Annotated in this window: 18 protein-coding genes and 1 riboswitch; of the genes, 7 read left to right on the forward strand and 11 right to left on the reverse strand. The window is 69.5% G+C overall.

Annotated features, from left to right (window positions below):
• Window positions 1–87: 87 nt before the first annotated feature.
• The 5 genes from scpB to ACWGL1_RS01465 all read right to left on the reverse strand — a co-directional run bounded on the left by scpB (window position 88) and on the right by ACWGL1_RS01465 (window position 4,747).
• Window positions 88–762, reverse strand: a complete 675-nt coding sequence (scpB, locus tag ACWGL1_RS01445; protein ID WP_452110975.1) for an SMC-Scp complex subunit ScpB — start codon at window positions 760–762, stop codon at window positions 88–90.
• A complete protein-coding gene (locus tag ACWGL1_RS01450) occupies window positions 759–1,583 on the reverse strand; it encodes a segregation and condensation protein A (RefSeq protein ID WP_452110976.1) in 825 nt (274 codons plus the stop codon). The genes scpB and ACWGL1_RS01450 overlap by 4 nt, the downstream gene beginning before the upstream one ends.
• A 17-nt stretch (window positions 1,584–1,600) precedes the next feature.
• Window positions 1,601–2,650, reverse strand: coding sequence for a beta-N-acetylhexosaminidase (nagZ, locus tag ACWGL1_RS01455; RefSeq protein WP_452110977.1), 1,050 nt, complete (start codon window positions 2,648–2,650; stop codon window positions 1,601–1,603).
• A 13-nt stretch (window positions 2,651–2,663) separates the two neighbouring features.
• Complete coding sequence (locus ACWGL1_RS01460) at window positions 2,664–3,473, reverse strand: SPOR domain-containing protein (RefSeq protein ID WP_452110978.1); 810 nt, start codon at window positions 3,471–3,473, stop codon at window positions 2,664–2,666.
• A gap of 86 nt (window positions 3,474–3,559) precedes the next feature.
• The gene (locus ACWGL1_RS01465) at window positions 3,560–4,747 is read right to left on the reverse strand and encodes a deoxyguanosinetriphosphate triphosphohydrolase (protein WP_452110979.1); all 1,188 of its coding nucleotides are present in this window, start codon (window positions 4,745–4,747) and stop codon (window positions 3,560–3,562) included.
• A gap of 108 nt (window positions 4,748–4,855) precedes the next feature.
• Between ACWGL1_RS01465 and ACWGL1_RS01470 the strand changes: the two genes are divergently transcribed.
• Window positions 4,856–5,203, forward strand: coding sequence for a HesB/IscA family protein (locus tag ACWGL1_RS01470; RefSeq protein WP_312220022.1), 348 nt, complete (start codon window positions 4,856–4,858; stop codon window positions 5,201–5,203).
• Between the two features lie 23 nt (window positions 5,204–5,226).
• Here ACWGL1_RS01470 and ACWGL1_RS01475 read toward each other — a convergent pair whose 3' ends face one another.
• Window positions 5,227–5,835 (reverse strand): type 1 glutamine amidotransferase domain-containing protein, encoded by a 609-nt coding sequence (locus ACWGL1_RS01475; protein ID WP_452110980.1) that lies wholly within the window; start codon window positions 5,833–5,835, stop codon window positions 5,227–5,229.
• Between the two features lie 115 nt (window positions 5,836–5,950).
• On the opposite strand from ACWGL1_RS01475, the gene ACWGL1_RS01480 reads away from it, so the two are divergent.
• Window positions 5,951–6,346 carry a hypothetical protein gene (locus ACWGL1_RS01480; RefSeq protein ID WP_452110981.1) on the forward strand — a complete coding sequence of 132 codons (396 nt, stop codon included), beginning with the start codon at window positions 5,951–5,953 and terminating at the stop codon, window positions 6,344–6,346.
• Window positions 6,347–6,439: 93 nt separating this feature from the next.
• The gene (gene ypfJ, locus ACWGL1_RS01485; protein ID WP_375855305.1) at window positions 6,440–7,291 is read left to right on the forward strand and encodes a KPN_02809 family neutral zinc metallopeptidase; all 852 of its coding nucleotides are present in this window, start codon (window positions 6,440–6,442) and stop codon (window positions 7,289–7,291) included.
• Between the two features lie 22 nt (window positions 7,292–7,313).
• Here the strand turns inward: ypfJ and ACWGL1_RS01490 are convergent, their stop codons facing one another.
• Window positions 7,314–8,615, reverse strand: a complete 1,302-nt coding sequence (locus ACWGL1_RS01490) for a DUF418 domain-containing protein (protein ID WP_291777532.1) — start codon at window positions 8,613–8,615, stop codon at window positions 7,314–7,316.
• Window positions 8,616–8,680: 65 nt separating this feature from the next.
• On the reverse strand, window positions 8,681–9,625 hold the full coding sequence (locus tag ACWGL1_RS01495) for an aspartyl protease family protein (RefSeq protein ID WP_452110982.1): 945 nt from the start codon (window positions 9,623–9,625) through the stop codon (window positions 8,681–8,683).
• Window positions 9,626–9,802: 177 nt separating this feature from the next.
• Between ACWGL1_RS01495 and thrC the strand changes: the two genes are divergently transcribed.
• Both thrC and ACWGL1_RS01505 read left to right on the forward strand, forming a co-directional pair.
• Complete coding sequence (gene thrC / locus ACWGL1_RS01500) at window positions 9,803–11,191, forward strand: threonine synthase (protein ID WP_291777526.1); 1,389 nt, start codon at window positions 9,803–9,805, stop codon at window positions 11,189–11,191.
• Between the two features lie 62 nt (window positions 11,192–11,253).
• Window positions 11,254–12,000, forward strand: a complete 747-nt coding sequence (locus tag ACWGL1_RS01505) for a glutaredoxin family protein (RefSeq protein WP_291777523.1) — start codon at window positions 11,254–11,256, stop codon at window positions 11,998–12,000.
• Window positions 12,001–12,003: 3 nt separating this feature from the next.
• Here ACWGL1_RS01505 and ACWGL1_RS01510 read toward each other — a convergent pair whose 3' ends face one another.
• Both ACWGL1_RS01510 and ACWGL1_RS01515 read right to left on the reverse strand, forming a co-directional pair.
• Complete coding sequence (locus ACWGL1_RS01510) at window positions 12,004–12,966, reverse strand: homoserine kinase (protein ID WP_452110983.1); 963 nt, start codon at window positions 12,964–12,966, stop codon at window positions 12,004–12,006.
• A 2-nt stretch (window positions 12,967–12,968) separates the two neighbouring features.
• The gene (locus ACWGL1_RS01515) at window positions 12,969–14,705 is read right to left on the reverse strand and encodes an amino acid kinase family protein (protein ID WP_452110984.1); all 1,737 of its coding nucleotides are present in this window, start codon (window positions 14,703–14,705) and stop codon (window positions 12,969–12,971) included.
• Window positions 14,706–15,160: 455 nt separating this feature from the next.
• A riboswitch (SAM riboswitch) is annotated at window positions 15,161–15,287 on the forward strand.
• Between the two features lie 82 nt (window positions 15,288–15,369).
• On the opposite strand from ACWGL1_RS01515, the gene metX reads away from it, so the two are divergent.
• Both metX and metB read left to right on the forward strand, forming a co-directional pair.
• Window positions 15,370–16,434, forward strand: a complete 1,065-nt coding sequence (metX, locus tag ACWGL1_RS01520) for a homoserine O-succinyltransferase MetX (protein ID WP_452110985.1) — start codon at window positions 15,370–15,372, stop codon at window positions 16,432–16,434.
• The gene (gene metB, locus ACWGL1_RS01525; RefSeq protein WP_452110986.1) at window positions 16,431–17,609 is read left to right on the forward strand and encodes a cystathionine gamma-synthase; all 1,179 of its coding nucleotides are present in this window, start codon (window positions 16,431–16,433) and stop codon (window positions 17,607–17,609) included. The genes metX and metB overlap by 4 nt, the downstream gene beginning before the upstream one ends.
• A gap of 285 nt (window positions 17,610–17,894) precedes the next feature.
• Here the strand turns inward: metB and ACWGL1_RS01530 are convergent, their stop codons facing one another.
• A complete protein-coding gene (locus ACWGL1_RS01530; protein WP_452110987.1) occupies window positions 17,895–19,718 on the reverse strand; it encodes a methyl-accepting chemotaxis protein in 1,824 nt (607 codons plus the stop codon).
• Window positions 19,719–19,806: the final 88 nt, after the last annotated feature.

The raw sequence follows: 19,806 nt of genomic DNA on the forward strand, positions 1-19,806 counted from the left end.
CGAGACGGTCTCAGGTCAAGGCGGCGCGCCTTGGACTTAAGTCCATGACTTTTCGGCGCTTCTTGGGGGCGCGACGTTCCGTCCCGGTCACGGTTGCGACTCTTCGTCCTCACTGACGAAATCCTGGGCGAACTCGGGCGCGGCGTCGTCCAGCCCCGTGAGCAGGTCCTCGCCCTCCTCGTCACCCACGCGCGAAGGGTCCGGCACCTCGAAACCGACCGGCATGGACAGGTCCAGAAGGCCCGCCGCCTTCATCTCCTGCACGCCCGGCAGGTCATAGAGACCGGCCAGGCTGAAATGCTCCAGGAAGCGGTCGGTCGTGGCGTAGGTCACCGGCCGCCCCGGCGTGCGACGCCGTCCGCGCAGACGCACGAAGTCCATCTCCAGCAGCAGGTCCAGCGTCCCCTTGGACAGGGAGACGCCGCGCACGCTCTCGATCTCGGCGCGGGTGCAGGGCTGGTGATAGGCGATGATGGCCAGCGTCTCGAGCGCAGCCCTGGACAGGCGGCGCGGCTCCTCACGCTCCTCGGTCATCAGGAAGCCGAGGTCGGGCGCGGTGCGGAACCGCCAGCGCTCGGCCACGTAGTCCAGCTCGACCCCGCGTCCCTGATAGCGCGCCTGAAGCGCGGTCAGCGCCCCGCCGACGTCGGCGCCCTCGGGCAGGCGGCGCGCGATCTCGGCCAGCGACAGCGGCGCGGCGGCGGCGAACAGCAGGGCCTCGACCCGGCGTTCGATCTCGAGGTGGTCGGGGGTGAAGTTCACGGCGTCAGCTCCAGCGGCTGGCCCAGCCCTCTGCGCTTCAGCCACACCGCGTCGAATGGCCGCTCCTGGCGGATGTCCATGCCGCCCTCCTTCACCAGCTCCAGACTGGCTGACAGGGTGGAGGCGGTATAGCTGGCCTGGCTGGGGCCGTCCTGCCCGTCCGGCTTCTGCGGCGCGACGCGCTCCAGCGGCGTCCATTCAGCCAGGCGCGGCATGATCTCGCGCAGCCAGTCGCGCGCGGCCTCCAGTTGGAAGGCCTCGACCCGCTGGCCGGGGGCGTATTTGCGGCGCTCCTCGCGGCGGCGCTGGGCGACATAGGCGCTCATCAGCTCATAGAGGCTGGCGTCCACCCGGTCGGACGGGATGATAACCGTCGCCTGCGGGTCGCCGCGCGTGAAGACGTCGCGCTTCAGCTGCGGACGGCCGGTGATGGCCTCCACCGCCGTGCGCATGGCCTCCAGCTTCTGCAGGCGGAAGGCCAGGGCGGCGGCGATCTCTTCGGCCGGCGGCTCCTCCGGCTTGTCCTTCTCGTTGCGCGGGATCAGCAGGCGCGACTTCAGATAGGCCAGCCACGACGCCATCACGAGATAGTCGGCCGCCAGCGCGAAATTCCGCCGCCGCGCCTCATGCACGAAGGCCAGATACTGTTCAGCCAGACGGGTGATGGACAGCTTCAGCAGGTCCACCTTCTGCGTCCGCGCCAGGGCCAGAAGGACATGCAGAGGCCCTTCATACCCCTCCAGATCGACGACGAAGGCCTCCTGCGCCTCGACCTGTTCGACGGCGGTAAAGTCGAGATTCGGCTGGAAGGCCTCGCTCATGCGCCCTCCCCGGCCATTTAAGCCTGCGCCTCGCCGACGTCCGGCCCCTTGGCGGCGTCGAAGCGGCCGTTCAGCGCCGCCTCCAACCTGGCGCGCCCCTCGGCGACGTCCAGCGGCTCGGGCGTGCGGACGATGCGGTTCAGCGCGGCCTCGGCGCGGCGTTTGGCCTCGCCTTTCAGCTTCTTCGTTCCGTCGGCGACGGCGGCCATCTCCTTCAGGTCGCCGTTGCAGTGGAGCACCACGTCGCAGCCCGCCTTCAGCGACTGTTCCGCCCGCTCGGTCAGCGTGCCCGACAGGGCCTGCATCGACAGATCGTCCGACAGGATCAGGCCGGAGAAGCCCAGCCGCTCGCGCATCAGGCGGATCGCCTTCTTGGACGTCGTAGCCGGGCGTTTGGCGTCGACGGCGGTGAAGACGACGTGCGCCGTCATCGCCATCGGCATGTCCGACAGGGCCTTGAACGGGGCGAAGTCCCAGGCGTCCAGTTCCTCGATCGCCGTCTCGACCACCGGCAGGTCGTGGTGGCTGTCCGAGAAGGCGCGGCCGTGGCCGGGGATGTGCTTGATGATCGGCAGGACGCCGCCCGCCAGCAAGCCCTCGGCCGCAGCCCGGCCCAGCTGGGTCACGGTCGCCGGGTCCTGCGCATAGGCGCGGTCGCCGATGATGTCGTGGGCGCCCGGCACCGGCACGTCCAGCACCGGCACGCAGTCGACGGTGATGCCCAGTTCGCGCAGGTCATGGGCGATCAGCCGCGCGCCCAGACGCACCAGTTCGCGCGCCGCCGCCGGATCATTGGTCGCCTTCAGATAGGCGGCGCCGGGCGGATATTTCGGCCAGTGCGGCGGGCCGAGGCGCTGAACCCGGCCGCCTTCCTGATCGATCAGGACGGGGGCGTCGTCGCGGCCCACGCTGTCGCGCAATTCGGACACCAGCGCCTTAACCTGTTCGGGGTTGTCCACATTGCGGCGGAACAGGATGAAGCCCCAGGGCTTGGCCTCGGCGTAGAAGGCGCGCTCCTCCGCCGTCAGCCTGTGGCCGGAACAGCCGTAGATGGCGGCGGAGGTCATGCTGGCGCGATCCTTAGCGGACGATGCAGTCGCGGCCCGCAGCCTTCAGCGCATTGCAGAAGGCGACGGCGCGATCGCGGCTCATGCCGGTGAAGGTGGTGCGATACAGGGTCGAGCCGTTGGCGGCGGTGACTTCCTGCACGCGCTTCTCAGCGCCCGAGGCGTACTGGCCGAAGCGAGCGGCGACGGCGGCGTATTCACGGTCGGCGATGGCGGTCGAGGAGAAGGCGCCGATCTGCACGCCTGACGTTCCGCTGACTGCTGCCGGAGCCGGAGCGGGCGCCGGAGCCTTCGTCGCCGGAGCGGGCGTTGCGGGCGCAGGCGCGGCCGGCGCCTTGGTTGCGGGTGCGGGAGCCGGCGCGGCGGGCGGCGGGGTCGAGGTTTCAACCGGCGCGGCCGGGGTCGTCGGCGCGGGGCGCGGCAGCACCTCTTCCGGGCCGGGGGTGAAGGTCGGCGCGGCGTCGGTCGGCGCGCCGCCGTCGCGATAGACGCGGATGTCGGCTTCCGGGTCGACCGGCTGGGCGTCCAGCGGGGCCTCGACCTTCATGCTCTCGACCGGCGTGCCGACGGCGGGCGGCGCATCCGTCGAGGAGCGAACGCCCGAGCGATAGAAGACCACCACCGCCACGATCAGCAGCAACAGCACCACCGCGCTGACGATCAGGGTGATCGGCGGCGACTTGGCCGACGGGGCCCGGCGTGGGTCATAGCCGCCGCGCGTGAAGGGCAGGTCGTCGTCGGTCGGCGGGGTATAGGCGCCCCGGTCGCGGCCCGCGTTAGGCCCGGCGTTTGGATTGCCTCGGTGATCGTCGTCGTAGGACATGGGTCGCGCCTTGATGGTCGTGGGACACGCGCGCGAATCGGCGCGCGTCGGCGCTCAGTCTAACGCGCCGTGAAGCCCTTCTCGAATCACAGATCGAGGGCGAGGTCGAGGCTGAACAGCTTGCGATGCACCTCGATAGCGTAACGATCTGTCATACCGGCGATGTAGTCGCACACCGCCCGCGCCCGCGCGTACCGGTCGTCGGTCAGGGCCGAGGCCTGCCATTCGGGCGGCATCACCTCCGGCTCGGCCATGAACAGCTGGAACAGCTGGGCCAGCACCCGGCGCGCCTGACTGCGGGTGCGGTTGACGCGGTAATGGCGATACATCCGCTCGAACAGGAAGCGGCGCAGCACCGCCAGTTCCGCCATCATGCCGCTTGAGAACTGCACCAAAGTCTCGGGCGCATTGCGGACGTCCTCAACCGTTTCGATGCGATGTTTGGCCAGACGGGCCTCCGTCTCGGCCAGCACGTCGTCGACCATGACGCCGATCATGCGGCGCACGGCCTCCAGCCGCAGCATCCGCTCGTCGATGTCGGGCCAGTCGGCGCGCGCGCTGGCGATGCAGCGCCCGATCAGCGGCACATCGGCCAGATCGGACAGACTGAACAGCCCCGCCTGCACCCCGTCGTCCACGTCGTGGTTGTTATAGGCGATGTCGTCGGCGATGGCCGCGCACTGCGCCTCCAGCGAGGCGAAGGTGCCTAGGCGCAAGTCCCAGTCGGCCGCCCCGCCCGGCGCATAGGCGGCGACCGCCTTCCACGCCGGGTCCGACAGCAGATGCGCCACCGGGCCGTTGTGCTTGACCACGCCCTCGACCGTCTCCCAGCTCAGGTTCAGGCCGGTGAAGCCGGGATAGCGGGTTTCCAGTTCGGTCACGACGCGGAAGCTCTGGACGTTGTGATCAAAGCCGCCGAACGCCTTCATCTGTTCGTGCAGTTCATCCTCGCCCGCGTGGCTGAACGGCGGGTGGCCCAGGTCGTGGGCCAGGGCCACCGTCTCGGCCAGATCGTCGTCCAGCCGCAGGGCGTGGGCCAGGGAGCGGGCGATCTGCGCCACCTCCAGACTGTGCGTCAGCCGGGTGCGGTAGTGGTCGCCCTCATGCGCCACGAAGACCTGGGTCTTCTCCTTCAGGCGGCGGAAGGCGGTGGCGTGGATGATGCGGTCGCGGTCGCGAGCGAAGGCGGTGCGGGTGCGGCTGGCGGGCTCGAAAACATGGCGGCCGCGGCTTTCCGCGGGGTTTTCGGCGTAGGGGGCGCGGGTCTGGCTCAAGACGGCGGGACTTCGTGATGGCGACAGGCCTTTGCGAACGCCTGTCGGCCCCTCATATAGAGGGCTGTGAGCACCGTCCAATCCACAGAATCAGCCCGCGACCTGTCGCTGTCGGTCGCAACCCGGTCGCCCGAGGGGATCACCCTGGCCGAAAGCGGCGCGCGCCGTCTGGCCCGGCTGTCCGAGGCGGAAGGCAAACCCGTCCTGCTGCGCGTCGCCGTCGACGGCGGCGGCTGCTCGGGCTTCCAATACCGCTTCGAACTGGTGGACGGCCCCGAGGCCGACGACCTGGTGGTGCGCCGCGACGGCCAGGCCGTGGTCATCGACGCGGTCTCCGTCCCCTTCCTCAAGGATTCCGAGATCGCCTTCGTCGACGAACTGGCCGGCGCCCAGTTCGTGATCCGCAACCCCAACGCCGCCTCCAGCTGCGGCTGCGGCGTCAGCTTCTCGATCTGACGCGCTGACCTGACGGGTTAGGCCTAGTGGGCCGACGGCCGCGTCTCGCCGGACGCCGCCTTGCGTCGGCTGCGGCGCGGCGGCTGGGCGAAGGCCTCGATCATCGCCGCGTTGAAGGCGGGCAGGTCATCGGGACAGCGGCTGGTGATCAGGCCGTCGTCGACCACCACCTCCTTGTCCACCACCTCGGCGCCGGCATTGCGCAGATCGGTGCGGATGGACTTGTAGGCCGTCAGGGTCCGCCCCTCGGCGACGCCCGCCTCGATCAGAATCCAGGGCGCGTGACAGATGGCGGCCACCGGCTTGCCCGCATCGAAGAAGGCGCGGACGAACTTCAGCGCCGCCTCCTCTGTGCGCAACCGATCCGGGTTGGCCACCCCGCCCGGCAGGACCAGACCGTCATAGAGGGAGGCGTCCGTCGTCTTCAGCGTCCGGTCGACCGCGATCATCTCGTCGGGCGTCAGGTGGTCGAAACCCTGGATCCAGCCCGGTTCGAGCGAGATCACCTCGACCGTCGCGCCTTCCGCGCGCAGCGCCTTGACCGGCTCCTGAAGCTCGATCTGCTCGACGCCGTCGGCGGCCAGGACGGCGATGGTCTTTCCAGCCAGGGTCTTGTCGGCGTTGTCGGGCATGACGGGCTCCTTGAGATGAAGGGAATAGCGAGGGGCGGTCCGCCCTTAACCGCTCGTCCGACCAGAGGTTGCGGCCCCGCTTGGCGCGACGGGACGCAACGCCCATCTTCATCCCATGCGCCGTGTCCCGCTCGTTCTGTCATTGATCATCGCCCAGTGGGGCGCGGCCGGTCTGGCCCAGGCGCAGACCTGGCCGGGCTGGCCTGGCCCGCCGCCGCCCGGCTATGACCCTCACGCGGCGGCCGCCGAACAGCATCGGCAAGCGATCGAGCAGTTGCGTCTGCAGGCCGACCAGCGCCAGGCCGACGCCGCGCGGCAGCGGCTTCAGACGGACCGCGCCCTGCGCCAGCTGGAGGCCGCGCGGAGTCCGGCTCCCACGACGCCCTCCGCGACGGCCTATACGCCGCGTCCTGCGCCCCTGCCCCCGCCAGCGTCCCTTTCGCCGCCCGTCGATCAGGGCGCGGCGGGCGTGCCCGAGATCGACGCCTGGCTGAACCGACAACCGCACTGATCCCCAAGGATCAAGAGCGTTACATTTGCATCTCTTCACCTCGCCCTGCGTTTCAGCCTAGCTTGAGACGGACGGCACAGCGGAGAGCGACAGATGCGTTGGCAGGGCGGACGGCGCGGCGGCGGGGTCGAGGATCGGCGCGGCATGGGCGGAGGCGCGGTCGCGGGCGGCGGAATCGGCGTCCTGGTGCTGGCGGCCATCGGCTATTTCGTCTTCGGCATAGACCCCAACACCACCCAGCAGCTGGCCAGCCAGTTCGGCGGCGCCGGCCAGGCGGAACAGCAGGGCCAGATGGGCTCGCCCGAGGATCAGGCCGGCCAGTTCGTCGAGGTCGTCGGCTCCAACATCAACGACGTCTGGCGCACCAAGCTGAAAGGCTACACCGCGCCGACCACCGTCCTGTACGAACAGGGCACCCAGACCGGCTGCGGCTACGGCCAGGCCGCCATGGGCCCCTTCTACTGCCCGGCGGATCAGAAGGTCTATCTGGACCTCAGCTTCTGGCGCGAGATGGAGAGCAAGCTGGGCGCGTCCGGCGCCGACTTCGCCAAGGCCTATGTCATCGCCCATGAGTTCGGCCATCACGTCCAAACCCTGACCGGAGCCAGCCAGCAGGTGCAACAGGCCCAGCGGTCGGCGCGCAGCCAGGCGGAGGGTAACCGTTATTCCGTCGCCCTGGAGCTTCAGGCCGACTGCTACGCCGGGGTCTGGGCCCGCAACGCCGCCGCCGTCTCGAATGGAGAGGTGGCGCTGGAGCCAGGCGATCTGGAGGAGGGCATGAAGACCGCCCAGGCCATCGGCGACGATGCGCTGCAACGCCGCGGCGGCGGGCGCGTCTCGCCGGAAAACTTCACCCACGGCTCCTCGGCCCAGCGGGTCGAATGGCTGCAGCGCGGTTATCAGACCGGCGATCCGGCCGCCTGCGACACCTTCTCCCAGCTCTAGGCCCGGCCCTAGACCTGGGAAGTCAGGCGGCCTTGGCGCGTCTGAGGGGCGAGGGTCGCCCGTAGGCGAACCAGCGCAGCGCCCATTCCAGCGGCCCCATGTTGAAGGCTCGCAGCCAGAGCGCGCTGAAGATCATCTGGACCACCCAGATCGCCGCCGCCACGCCCCACAGGCCCCACCAGTCCAGTCTGCCCCACAGGCCCAGACCATAGAACAGCAGGCCCGCGATCGCCGACTGGCCCAGATAGTTGGTCAGGGCCATCCGGCCCAGGCTCCGCAAGGCCCGCCCCACGAAGCCGAGCATGTTCATCTTCCAAAGTGACAGCAGCAGGCCGACATGGCCCAGCGTCATGGCGCAACGCCCCAGTTCATAGCTGGTCTGCGCCGCCCAGGATTCGGACGAGAACTGGCTGTTCCACAGCATGACGGCCTGTCCGCCGTTGACCGCCAGCCCGAGGGCGTAACCGCCGCCCGCCAGGGCCACATAGAAGCCCAGCGACCGCGCCCCGCCCAGGACGCCCAGCTTGAACAACGCCATGCCCAGCAGCATGAAGGCGACCGATTCAATCACCAGGGTGATGGTGTAGCTGGAGGCGGCGTAGTCCAGCCAGGTCCGCACGCTCCATTTCAGCAGGCCCAGGGCGCTCCCCGTGCGTACGGCGGTTTCCTCGACGGCGGTCTCCGGCGACAGGCTCTGCGCCTCCTGAGCGCGGACGTAGGCTTTCAAGGCTTCGGCGTCGGCGGGCGAAAGGGCCGCGCCCGTCTCCGCCTGGCTGGCCAGATCCGCCCCTTGTCGCGCCTCCATCGCCTGATAGGCCCCGACCACCGTCGACTCGACCGTCAGCAGCAGAAGCAGGGCCGCCGACAGGGCGATCAGCGTGCGCGGCCGCGCGGTGCGGAACACGAACAGCAGGAATCCCGACAGGCCGTAGACATAGAGGATGTCCCCCGGAAACAGCAGGATGGTGGCGTTGAACACGCCTAGGGCCAGAAGCGCCATGCAGCGTCGGAAATAGACGTCCGCCGCCTGGATCGTGCCGCGTCCGTCTTCTCCCCGCAGGGTGATCAGCAGCATCCCCGCGCCGAACAGCAGGGTGAACAAGCCCCGCATCGATCCCTGTACGAACAGGTGCTGGATGATCCACGCTGACCAGTCGGGGTTGGCCAGGGTCGGCGGCAGATCCGGATGATACTGGCCCCAGAAGCCGCCCATCATCATGATGTTGACCAGCAGGATGCCGCACAGGGCGAACCCGCGCAGGAGATCCAGACTCTCCAGCCTCTGGCTAGGCGACACCGATGTCATGGACGGCAAGGCGGTCATGTCGGCCGCTTATCCCCCTTCAAGCCGCGAACGAAACGGATTCTCCCACCGGGGAGAGGACAAAACTAAACAATGGTCACATCCATCAACGGCGCGAGGTGAAGCTGTCCGTCGCTGAGATCCAGAATAACGTCCCGGCCCGCGAAAGCCGCCATGCCCAACAGGGCGTCCGGATAGTTGGGCAAGGCCTGATCGGCGTAGACGGCGGTCGTCACATCGCGCCACGTCTCGTCACCCAGGGCCACGGTCCGGGCCTGGATCATCCGCGCCCTGGCCACCCCGCCCAGGACGATGCTCGACCCGGCCCGCTCGGGCCGACCGTCCAGCAGGCCCGCCGATTGCGCGACGCCTTCGCTCAGGGCCAGCAGGGCGGACGACCCAGTGTCCACCACCGCCTTGACCCGCGCGCCCTCGACCACGGCGTGCGCGACCAGGGCGGTGCCCGAACGCCGCACCGGCAAGGGGCGATAGGCGGACGACGGCGCCCTTTGGGCCGCATCAACCAGCCTTAGGCGCCGCTGGCGCAGGTCCATCTCCAGCGCCGCCTCCATCAGCAGGTCCTGCCCCAGGATCAGGGGCGCCCCCAGCCCCTCCTCCTCCGACAGGGGCCCCAGATCCAGAATCCCGGCGCGCAGGCGACCGACGCGCGCGCCCCCCACGGCCAGATCCAGGGTCACGCCCCGCCCCATCTGGGCGCGCCCGTCCACGCCATAGGCGATCAGGGGCATGTCGAAGAGGTTGTCCAACCCCAGTTCCGCCACCAGTCGGCGGTCGATCACCGAATACTGGGCCCCGCTGTCGACCAGGGCGGTCAGATCTCGCCCCGCCAGGCGCACGCGCACCGTCGGCAACAGGGTCCGGGGAACGACGAAGCCCAGCCAGCCGCTGGTTCCATCGGCGCCGAAGGTCACCCTGGGCCGCCGCCACAGCACATGATCCTTCAGCCACAGCCCGCCGCCGACGGCGGCGGCGACGGCCCCGGCGCGAATAAGGAGGGAACGGCGGTTCATCCGTCTGACATGAACCGGGCCGCCGCGCGACGCCAGCCCCTTTTCCCGCCCCGCGCGGTCAAGGCGTGCGCCCGCCACCCGCTGAGCCAGGTTGTTGCGTCATCTCGCGAAATTTCCTTTCGCATGCGCAAAATAATCATGACGAAGCGCCGGATCGCGGCTAGAAACGACCCCGATATGACGACCTCCCCTGATCGCTACATCTCGACGCGCGGCGACGCCGCCCCGACCCGCTTCAGCGACGCCCTGCTGCGCGGCATCGCGCCGGACGGCGGCCTCTACATGCCGCAGGCCTGGCCCGCCCTGCCCGCCGACGCCACGCGTCCCGGCCGCAGCTACGCCGAGATCGCCAAGGCGGCGATGGCGCCCTTCATCGGCGACGCCCTGCCTGCGGGCGCGCTGGACCGCGCCCTGGACCGCCTGACCAAGGGCTTCGACCATCCGCTGGTGACGCCGCTGGTCGAGCTGGAGCCCGGCCTGTTCGTGCTGGAGCTGTTCCACGGCCCGACGGCGGCGTTCAAGGACCTGGCCATGCAGCTGGTCGCCGCCCTGTCGGACGAGGCCCTGGCCGCGACGGGCGAGACCCTGACCCTGCTGACCGCCACCAGCGGCGACACCGGCGCCGCCGCCGTGCGCGCCTTTGCGGGCGCCGAACGCATCAAGCTGATCGTCCTGCACCCGCTGGACCGCGTCTCTCCGGTGCAGCGCAAGCAGATGACGACGGTCGAGGCCGACAACGTCCTGAATCTGGCCGTGCGCGGCGATTTCGACGACTGCCAGCGTCTGGTGAAGGGCCTGCTGGCCGAGGAATCCTTGCGTGAACAGGGCCGCCTGTCCTCGGTCAACTCGATCAACTGGGGGCGTCTGGCGGGCCAGATTCCCTATTACGTCTCGGCCACGGCCCAACTGGGCCAAGCGGCGACCTTCGTGGTGCCGACCGGCAATTTCGGCGACGCCTTCGCCGGGATCGCCGCCCGCAAGATGAGCCTGCCCGCCGCCGGCTTCGTCGCCGCCGTCAACCAGAACGACGCCCTGGCCCGCGCCATTAACGACGGCGTCTACGCCCGCCGCCCGGCGGTCGAGAGCGGCAGCGTGTCGATGGACGTTCAGGCGCCGTCGAACTTCGAACGTCTGGTCTATGAAGCCTCCGGCCGCGACGCCGAGACGACCCGCGCCGTGTTCGAAACCTTCGCGCGCGAGGGGGCCGTCACCCTGCCCTCCGACCTGCTGGCCGCCCTACGCGCCGAGGTTTCGGCCGTATCGGTCGATGAGGCGACGACAAAGGCCGAGATCGCCCACGCCCATGCAACCTGGGGCCGCGTCGTCTGCCCGCACACGGCCGTCGCCCTGGCCGCCGCGCGCCGCCTGGACCGCAACGGCGCGCCCATCGTCGCCCTGTCCACGGCCCACCCGTCCAAGTTCGGCGCCTTCGTCTCGGACGTCATCGGCGTCGAGCCGGAACCGGCGCCCGTCATCCGCGCCCTGGGCGACCGTCCCGAGCGGCTGACGGTGATCGAGAACACGCCCGAAGCTGCCCTGGCGGCGGTGAAGGGGTTCGCCGGGTAGGGCCCCATCCCCGGAGGAGCCTGAACCGTCCTGGTTCGTTGTCATCGGTGAAGGAGACGCCGATGCCTCGCAACACACGTCCCGTCGCTGTCCTCTATCGCATGGTCATGCCCGATCATGTCTGCCCCTGGGGCCTGAGAGCGCGACACCTGCTGAAATCCAAAGGTTATCAGGTCGATGACCGTTGGCTGGAGACCCGCGAAGCGACCGACGCCTTCAAGGCCGAGCATGGGGTGAAAACCACGCCGCAGACCTTCATCGACGGGCGCCGCATCGGCGGATTCGACGACCTGCGTCGCTTTTTCGGGCTTCGGGTGCGCGACCCCGAGGCGACCAGCTATACGCCCGTTCTGGTCGTCTTCGCGGTCACGGCTCTGACGGCGCTGGCCGCCAGCCATGCCGCCTATGGCGCGCCGCTGACCGGCCGGACGATTGAGTGGTTCATCTCGTTCAGCATGTGCGTCCTGGGCATGTTGAAGCTGCAGAACCTGGACGGGTTCGCCACCATGTTCCTGAACTACGACCTTCTGGCGCGGCGCTGGGTTCCCTACGGCTGGGTCTACCCTTTCGCAGAGACGGGCGCGGGGGTGCTGATGACCGCCCACGCCCTCACCTGGCTATCCGCGCCCGTAGCCCTCTTCATCGGCGGCATCGGCGCCGCCTCGGTGTTCAAGGCCGTCTATATCGACAGGCGCGAGTTGAAGTGCGCCTGCGTCGGCGGGGACAGCAAGGTTCCGCTCGGCTTCCTGTCGTTGACCGAGAACCTGATGATGATCGCCATGGCCGTATGGATGCTGGCGCGTATGTGAGACCTACGCGGGCTCCGCCGCCTTCCAGTAGTCCAGCCGCCGGAAGAAGGGCGTCGGGTCCTTGGGCGTGACCAGGTTGGCCGGGTCGTGGAACAGCCGGTCGTGCAGGCGCGTCAGGGTGAAGCGCACCGCCGCCGCCGCGCCGAGTTCCGGCAGGGCCTGGCGCTCGGCGTCCGACAGGGGCCGCACCGACTCATAGCCCTTCTGGAAAGCGCGCAGAGCCGACGGCAGAGGCCGTCCCTCGGCGTCGAACCCCCAGGCGCTCAGCGCGATGGCCAGGTCATAGGCCAGCACGTCGACGCAGGCGAAGTAGAAGTCGATCACCCCGCCGACATCCGTCGCCCCATGCTCATTCGTCGCGAACAGGACGTTGTCGGGGAAGTAGTCGGCGTGGATCGGCCCCCGAGGCAGGGCGGGATCGTTCCAGGGCCGGGCCAGATCCGGCAGCAGGCGCTGCATCTGCTCCAGCATCCGGCGATCCTCGCCTCTGGCGACCGTATCGCAACGTGCGGCCAGGTCCGCCCAGGCGCGCGGCCCGACCGGGTTGTCGCGCACGCCGTCATAGTCGGCCGCGTCCAGATGCAGCAGGGCCAGAACCTGACCGGCGCGATACTGATCCTTGTCCGTCGGCTGGCGCTTCCAGGCGCCGGGCGTCCATTCGACGATGGCGGCGGCGCGATCGTTCAGACGGCCGATCACCTGGCCTCGATTATCCGCGACGGGCGCGGGCGTCGGAAAGCCCTGCGCCGCCAACCGCCCGGTCAGGCCCAGGCAGAACGGCAGGGCCGAGGCCTCGGTCCGCCCTTCGAACAGGGTCAGGACATAGGCGCCCTGCTCCGTGACCAGGCGATAGTTGGTGTTCTCGACCCCCTCGGCGATCGGGGTCAGTTCGACCAACCCGCCGAGAGGGTAGCGCATGAGATAGTCGTCGGCCTGTTGCGGCGTGACGGGCGTGAAGACGGCCATGACTAGACAAGCTCCGCAGCGGCGCGTCGGGCGCGCATGACGTCGGCGACATCGGCCAGGACGCTCTCGGTCGTGGCCCAGCGTCCGGCGCCGCGCCCCTTGCACGTCCACACCCGGCCGTCCTGACCATAGACCTTCAAGGCGTTGCGCTCTCCGTTCAGCGACAGGAAGAGCGCGTCCTCCAGCGCGCCGTCAAGACGGACATAGGCGTCCAGGGCGCCCTCGCGCTCGAAACAGGCTCCGATCTGGCGCACCGGCGCCTCGCCCAGCGGCGTCTCGGCGGCCAGCACGTCGCGCGGCAGGTCCTCGGGCGAGCGGCCGAAGGCCTCGAACGACAGCAGCTTGACCTTGGCCGCGGCGTCAAAGCCTTCCAGGTCCGACGAGGGGTCTTCCTCGGCGAAACCGGCGGCGCGGGCGTCGGCCAGGGCGTCGGAGAAGGTCGCCCCCTCGCCCAGACGTTGCAGCATGAAGTTGACCGTGCCGTTCAGCACCGCCTCGAAACCGACCACCGGACCCGCGGCGCGCGCGGCGCGCAGGGTCTCGATCATCGGCGAGCCGCCGCCGACCGAGGCCGACCAGGCGACGCGACAGCCGTTGACGTCGGCCAGGGCCTGAAGCCCCTTGGGATCGCGGGCCACGGCCTGCTTGTTGGCGCTGACCACGTCGCAGCCCGCCTCCAGCGCGCGGCGGATCAGGGCGTGCCCCGCCTCGCCCTCGGACAGGGCCTCCAGCACCAGGTCCGGCTTCTTGGCCAGAAGGGCTTCGACGTCATTGGTGAACAGTTCGGCGGGCGCCGATACGTCACGTTTTTTCAAGGGGTTGCGGACCAGGACGCCGACCACTTCAAAGCGGCTGTCCGGCAGCAGGCGGCTGAGCAGGCCGCCGCCGACGACGCCGCAACCCGCCACGGCGACCTTCAACGGCGCCGCCGCCTGCACCGGGCCCGGAGGCGCTCCGCGTTCGCCGACGATCGTGCCCTCGGCGCGGCCGAGCGCGGCGACTTCGATATCGACGCCGCGCGCCTCGGCCAGGTCGATGGCGTCGTGCTGGACCAGGGCGCCCCCGACCTGACGCGCCGTGTCCCAGCTGGCGCGGCGATAGCGCAGCGGCGTGCCCGTTTCCGAGGCCGGATCGCGGTCGTACAAGCCGTCGACGTCCTTCACCAGACGCACCCGATTCAGACCCAGTTCGGCGGCCAGGACCACCGCCGTCAGGTCCGATCCGCCGCGGCCCAGCAGGGCCACCCGGCCGTTCGAACGCACCGCGCCGAAGCCCGGAACCACCACCACCTCATGCTCGGCCAGGGCCTGATGCAGACGCTCGCCCTTCAGCGACACGGGGCGGGCGTGCTGGGCCGGGCCTTCCGCGACGATGCCCAGTTCGCGCACCGACAGGCCGATGGCGTCCAGCCCCACCCGGTCGCAGGCCACGGCGACCAGGGCGGCGGCCTTTTCCTCGCCCAGCACGACATAGGCGGGCAGCAGCTCGTTCTCGTGATCCAGCCCCAGGCTGCGGGCGTCGGCCAGCAGCTGATCCGTCTGCCCGGCCAGGGCCGAAACCACCGCCACAACCTTACGCCCGGCGCGGACGTGGCCGTAGATTTCGCTGGCGACGGCGGGGGCCTGGGACGCATCGCGCAGGACCGAGGAGCCGAACTTCAGCACCACCACATCGGCGGCGGGGGCAAGCGCTGCGACCGGTTTCGACTGATCGGCGACGAGGGCGAGAGAGGCGGACATGGGCGGTTTCCTGAAGGCTGGATCTGGGAGGATTTCGAGAGAAGTCGGCGGTGATCGGAGGTGGGTTCGGGCCAATAAAAAACCCGCCCGGAGGTCCGGGCGGGTGATCGGTTTTCTGCGTTGTCTCGCCTAGACGGCGCGCATCATCCGGTCCCCGCCCGCAAGGGCATGGTGGTGGTACCGGTGGTGGTAATCATGGACGCGAAGAGGCCCGTCGCCGAGGCGGCGATCGCGGTCGTCTTCATGCTGGCGAGGCGGTAAGGCACAGGCGGCGTCCGGTTGAAAATCGTGCCTTAGGGTGAGCCAGGGCGCCGCGCCGCGTCAACCCCGTATCGGAATAATTTTTCGCGACATCGCCTCAATGGGCCTATTTCACCATCACACCGGGGCGCTTTCAGTGAAACGGGGTGAAATTTTTCGCTTGACCGGCGCTCTTCGCAACCGCACCGTAAGCTCACTCATCAAGACCGGCTGAGGGATTAGGCCCTTTGACGCCGGGGCAACCATCGGGTTCCGCCCGAAACGGTGCCAACTCCTGCGGGGTTCTTCGGGCTTGCCTGATAGGACCGCGAGAGATGGGTGGAGCATCGACGAGGCGACGCTCCACAGGTCTGTCACTGCATGGGTTCCTTGGCGAGCCGTATCTGCTGAGTGACCGAGACCCATGACCCTGGCCCTGATCGACCCCGCTCCCGCTGAAGAGCCCGCCTGTCGTCCCGCTTCCGCGCGCCGTCCGTCCGAGCTGCTGCAACGCGACGGGGCCCATGACGTCGTGGTTCCGATCCCCGACGGTTTCGAGCTGGATTTCGGCGGAACCCTGACCCAGAAACAGGTCGTCGGCCGCCTGCACGGCAAGGCTGACGCCCCCCTGATCGTGGTCGCGGGCGGCATTTCCGCCGATCGCTACGTCCACCGCACCGAGACGAAGGGGCTGGGCTGGTGGTCCGGCGCCGTGGGCGTGCGCGCGCCGATCGACCTGACCCGCTTCCGCGTCCTGGCCTTTGATTTCGCACCCGAATTCGGCGAAGGCGTGAAGGAGCCGAAAACGCCGCTGACCATCACCACCCAGGATCAGGCCCGGCTGCTGGCCCTGTTGCTGGACCATCTTGGGGTGGAGAAGGTCGCCGCCTTCGTCGGCTGTTCCTACGGCGGCATGATCGCCCTGGCCTTCGGCGAGATCTTCCCCGACTGGGCCGAGCAGCTGGTGGTCGTATCCGCCGCCCATCGTCCCCACCCGCTGGCCACCGCCTGGCGCGGCATCCAGCGCCGCATCCTGCAACTGGGCCTGGAGACGGGCCGCGTGGATCAGGCCGTCGGCCTGGCGCGCGAACTGGCCATGACCACCTATCGCACCCAGGAAGAGTTCGGCGACCGCTTCGATTCCGAGGCTCCCAGCAATGCGGGCCAGGCCTATCCGGTGTGCGACTATCTGCAGGCGCGCGGCCGGGCCTATCGCGACCGCACCACCCCCGCCCGCTGGCTCAGCCTGTCGGACTCCATCGACCGCCACCGCGTCGAGCCCGAGGCGATCACCGCCCCCGTCACCCTGGTCGGCTTCACCACCGACCGCCTGTGCCCCATCGACGACATGAGGGAGCTGGCCGACCGCCTGCCCAACCTCTGGCGCTTCGAACAGCACCCCTCCGTCTACGGCCACGACGCCTTCCTGAAGGAAGACGCCCTGGTCGCCGACATCCTGACCTCCGTACTGAAGGACATCGACCAATGAGCCGCGCCCGTCCCGCCGATCCCCGCACCATCGCCGCCCGCTCGGGCGTCGATACGGACACGGCCCACGGCGCGGTCATGCCGGCGCTGTATCTGTCGTCCAACTATTCCTTCGCCGCCTTCGGCCAGCCGCGCAAATACGACTATTCGCGCTCGGGCAATCCGACCCGCGACGTCCTGGCCGAGACCCTGGCCGAGCTGGAAGGCGGCGCCGGCGCCGTGGTCACGGCCACCGGCATGGCGGCGGTCGACCTGCCCCTCAGCCTGCTGGAACCCGGCGACCTGCTGATCGCGCCGCACGACTGCTATGGCGGCACCCACCGCCTGCTGTGCGCCCGCGCCCGGAAGGGGCATTTCCGCGTCGCCTTCGTCGATCAGAACGACGGCGACGCCCTGGACGCCGCCTTGGCCGACGGCTGCAAGCTGGTGCTGGTCGAGACCCCGTCCAACCCCCTGCTGCGCGTCACCGACATCGCCGAGGTCTGTCGCCGCGCCCACGCCGTGGGGGCCAAGGTGGTGTGCGACAACACCTTCCTGTCGCCGGCCCTGCAACGGCCGTTGGAGCTGGGCGCCGACATCGTGGTCCACTCGACCACCAAATACATCAACGGCCATTCCGACGTGGTCGGCGGCGCCGTGATCGCGGCCGATCCGGCCGATCATGAACAGCTGGCCTGGTGGGCCAACTGCCTGGGCGTCACCGGCTCGCCGTTCGACGCCTATCAGACCCTGCGGGGCCTGCGCACCCTGTTCACCCGCATCGAGCGCCAGCAGGCGACGGCCGGCCTGGCCGCGGCGGTTCTGGAGCTGCACCCGGCGGTCAAGGCCGTCCACTATCCGGGCCTGACCAGCCACCCCGGCCATGATCTGGCGGCGCGCCAGCAGTCGGGGCCGGGCGCCATGCTCAGCTTCGAACTGAACGGCGGAACCGAGGCGGTGCGCCAGGTGATCGAGCGGCTGGAGGTCTTCACCCTGGCCGAATCCCTGGGCGGGGTCGAAAGCCTGGTCGCCCACCCGGCCACCATGACCCACGCCGCCATGACGCCCGAAGCGCGGGTGACGGCGGGCATCACCGACGGCCTGCTGCGCCTGTCGGTCGGGCTGGAGCATCAGGACGACATCCTGGCCGACCTGACCCAGGCGCTGGATGCGGTGTCGCTGAAGGCGGCGGCGTAAGCGCCAGGCGCGCGCTTCTCCCTCCCCTTCATGGGGAGGGTGGCTGAGCCTGGGTGGGGGCGGCGGGACGAGCGCGTCTTCTATCTTGCTGTCATTCTCGGGCTTGACCCGAGAATCCAGCAGGCATGACGGCGATCACATCGACCCTCAAGACGGTTCAGGCGTTGCGGCGCTGGATTCTCGGGTCAAGCCCGAGAATGACGGCGGGTGTCAGGATCACCTGGTCCTCCCCACCCGGCCGCTACGCGACCACCCTCCCCATGAAGGGGAGGAAGAATTCAGCGCTTAAGCCACGGCTCGCGCCAGGGCTTGCATCCGCCCGCGGGCGTCCAGATCGCGAGCGTCGTCCAGGGCGAACTGGCCCATCATGCGGTCCAACTCGACCGCGTCGGAGGCCAGGGCGTGGCTGGCGGCGGTCGACTGTTCGACCATCGCAGCATTCTGTTGCGTGACCTGATCCATCTGGTTCACGGCGATGTTGACCTGCTGCAGACCGCTGGACTGCTCCTGCGAGGAGGCGGCGATCTCTTCGGCGATGACGGTCAGGCGCTGGATCTGACCGGCGATGCGCTCCAGCGCATGGCCGGTGTCGCCGACCAGGGCGACGCCCGTCCCGACTTGGCGGCCCGACTCGTTGATCAAGGTCTTGATCTCCTTGGCCGCCGAGGCCGAACGCTGAGCCAGGGCGCGAACCTCCGACGCCACAACGGCGAAGCCGCGACCGGCGTCGCCCGCGCGGGCCGCCTCGACGCCTGCGTTCAGCGCCAGCAGATTGGTCTGGAAGGCGATCTCGTCGATCACGCCGATGATGGCCCCGATCTCGGACGAAGAGCGCTCGATCTCGCCCATGGCGGCGATGGCGCGGCCGACCACGGCCTGTCCTTCGACCGCTTCCGACTGGGCGCCGCGCACCACGCCGCCCGCCTCCGTCGCGCCCTCGGCCGAGCGCGCCACGGTGGCGGTGATCTGCTCAAGGGCGGCCGCGGTCTCTTCCAGACTGGCCGCCTGCTGTTCGGTGCGGCGCGACAGGTCGTCGGAGGCCTGTGATATCTCGCGGGCGCTGGCGCCGATGGCCGCCGCGCGTTCGACGATCACCCGCATCACGCCCTGCAGCTTGTCCATCGCCGCGTTGAAGTCGGCGCGCAGGGCTTCATATTCCGGCGCGAACGGGTCGTTGAGACGGAAGGCCAACTGGCCGTGCGACAGCTTATCCAGCCCCCTGGCCACGCCCTCGACCACGCGGGCCTGCTGGCGGGCGGCCTCGGCGTCGCGCTCGGCCTGGGCCTCGCGTTCAGCATCGGCGGCGAGGCGCGCGGCCTCGGCCTCGGCTTCCAGCCGCACCTTCTCCTCGGCGTTCTGCCTGAAGGTCAGGACGGCGTCGGCCATACGGCCGATCTCGTCGCGACGGCCGACCGCCGGGATGGCGACGTTCAGATCGCCGCCGGCCAGACGGCCCATGGCGCGGGTCATGGCCTCCACCGGGCGACTCAAGGCGCCGATCAGCCACAGGGCCGCCGTCATGGCGATGCCCAGCGCCAGCACTCCGCCGATGGCGAAGGCGACGTAGGCCTGGGTGAAGGCGGAGGCCTTGGCTTCGGCGCGCGCCTGGGCCTGAACGGCCTCCTTCTCGCGGATCGAACCGACCGCCTGTCGAATGTCGGTCAGGCGCGCCGCCGAGGCGACCTGGGCCAGGGCGGCGCCCTGGGTCGCCGGATCGCGCGCCAGGGCCATGACGTCCGAGGCGCTCTTTTCAAAGGCGGCGGCGGCGGCGATCAGGCTCTGTTGCTCGCTGGCATAAGCGCCCTCGACGTCGGACGCAGCCAGGTCCGCCATCCGCGCCTTCACATCGGCGCCGCCCTGGTTGAAGGCCTCGACGAAGCCGGGGTCGCGATTGGCGACGTAACCGCGCATGGCGTTCTGCTGCTCGACGGCGGCGGCCATCAGACGGTCCGACGCCTTCATCACCTCGCGCGAGGTCAGGTCCGCCGCATCGGCGCGCTGCAGGGACGCCACGCACCACAGGACGATCAGGGTGGCCGCCCCGCACGCCGCGATCACCGCCATGAAGGACAGGATCAGCTTCTTGGGGACGGACAGGTTCTGCAGCATGACTTCAAGGCTCGGGGAGGGAGGTTCAGCACCGCTCCTAACCTGCGCCTGTTCGCAAAGTGTTAGCGCCCGCCTGCGGGCATCTACT

Source organism: Brevundimonas sp. NPDC055812 (assembly GCF_053616535.1).

What these genes read in the sequence shown, in the direction of transcription:
- ACWGL1_RS01480 (WP_452110981.1), top strand. Translation starts at nt 5,951, where the DNA reads ATGCGCCGTGTCCCGCTCGTTCTGTCATTGATCATCGCCCAGTGGGGC.
- ACWGL1_RS01510 (WP_452110983.1), bottom strand. Translation starts at nt 12,966, where the DNA reads ATGGCCGTCTTCACGCCCGTCACGCCGCAACAGGCCGACGACTATCTC.
- ACWGL1_RS01515 (WP_452110984.1), bottom strand. Translation starts at nt 14,705, where the DNA reads ATGTCCGCCTCTCTCGCCCTCGTCGCCGATCAGTCGAAACCGGTCGCA.
- metB (WP_452110986.1), top strand. Translation starts at nt 16,431, where the DNA reads ATGAGCCGCGCCCGTCCCGCCGATCCCCGCACCATCGCCGCCCGCTCG.
- ACWGL1_RS01460 (WP_452110978.1), bottom strand. Translation starts at nt 3,473, where the DNA reads ATGTCCTACGACGACGATCACCGAGGCAATCCAAACGCCGGGCCTAAC.
- ACWGL1_RS01505 (WP_291777523.1), top strand. Translation starts at nt 11,254, where the DNA reads ATGCCTCGCAACACACGTCCCGTCGCTGTCCTCTATCGCATGGTCATG.
- ypfJ (WP_375855305.1), top strand. Translation starts at nt 6,440, where the DNA reads ATGCGTTGGCAGGGCGGACGGCGCGGCGGCGGGGTCGAGGATCGGCGC.
- metX (WP_452110985.1), top strand. Translation starts at nt 15,370, where the DNA reads ATGACCCTGGCCCTGATCGACCCCGCTCCCGCTGAAGAGCCCGCCTGT.
- thrC (WP_291777526.1), top strand. Translation starts at nt 9,803, where the DNA reads ATGACGACCTCCCCTGATCGCTACATCTCGACGCGCGGCGACGCCGCC.
- ACWGL1_RS01490 (WP_291777532.1), bottom strand. Translation starts at nt 8,615, where the DNA reads ATGACCGCCTTGCCGTCCATGACATCGGTGTCGCCTAGCCAGAGGCTG.
- nagZ (WP_452110977.1), bottom strand. Translation starts at nt 2,650, where the DNA reads ATGACCTCCGCCGCCATCTACGGCTGTTCCGGCCACAGGCTGACGGCG.
- ACWGL1_RS01495 (WP_452110982.1), bottom strand. Translation starts at nt 9,625, where the DNA reads ATGAACCGCCGTTCCCTCCTTATTCGCGCCGGGGCCGTCGCCGCCGCC.
- ACWGL1_RS01450 (WP_452110976.1), bottom strand. Translation starts at nt 1,583, where the DNA reads ATGAGCGAGGCCTTCCAGCCGAATCTCGACTTTACCGCCGTCGAACAG.
- ACWGL1_RS01530 (WP_452110987.1), bottom strand. Translation starts at nt 19,718, where the DNA reads ATGCTGCAGAACCTGTCCGTCCCCAAGAAGCTGATCCTGTCCTTCATG.
- ACWGL1_RS01475 (WP_452110980.1), bottom strand. Translation starts at nt 5,835, where the DNA reads ATGCCCGACAACGCCGACAAGACCCTGGCTGGAAAGACCATCGCCGTC.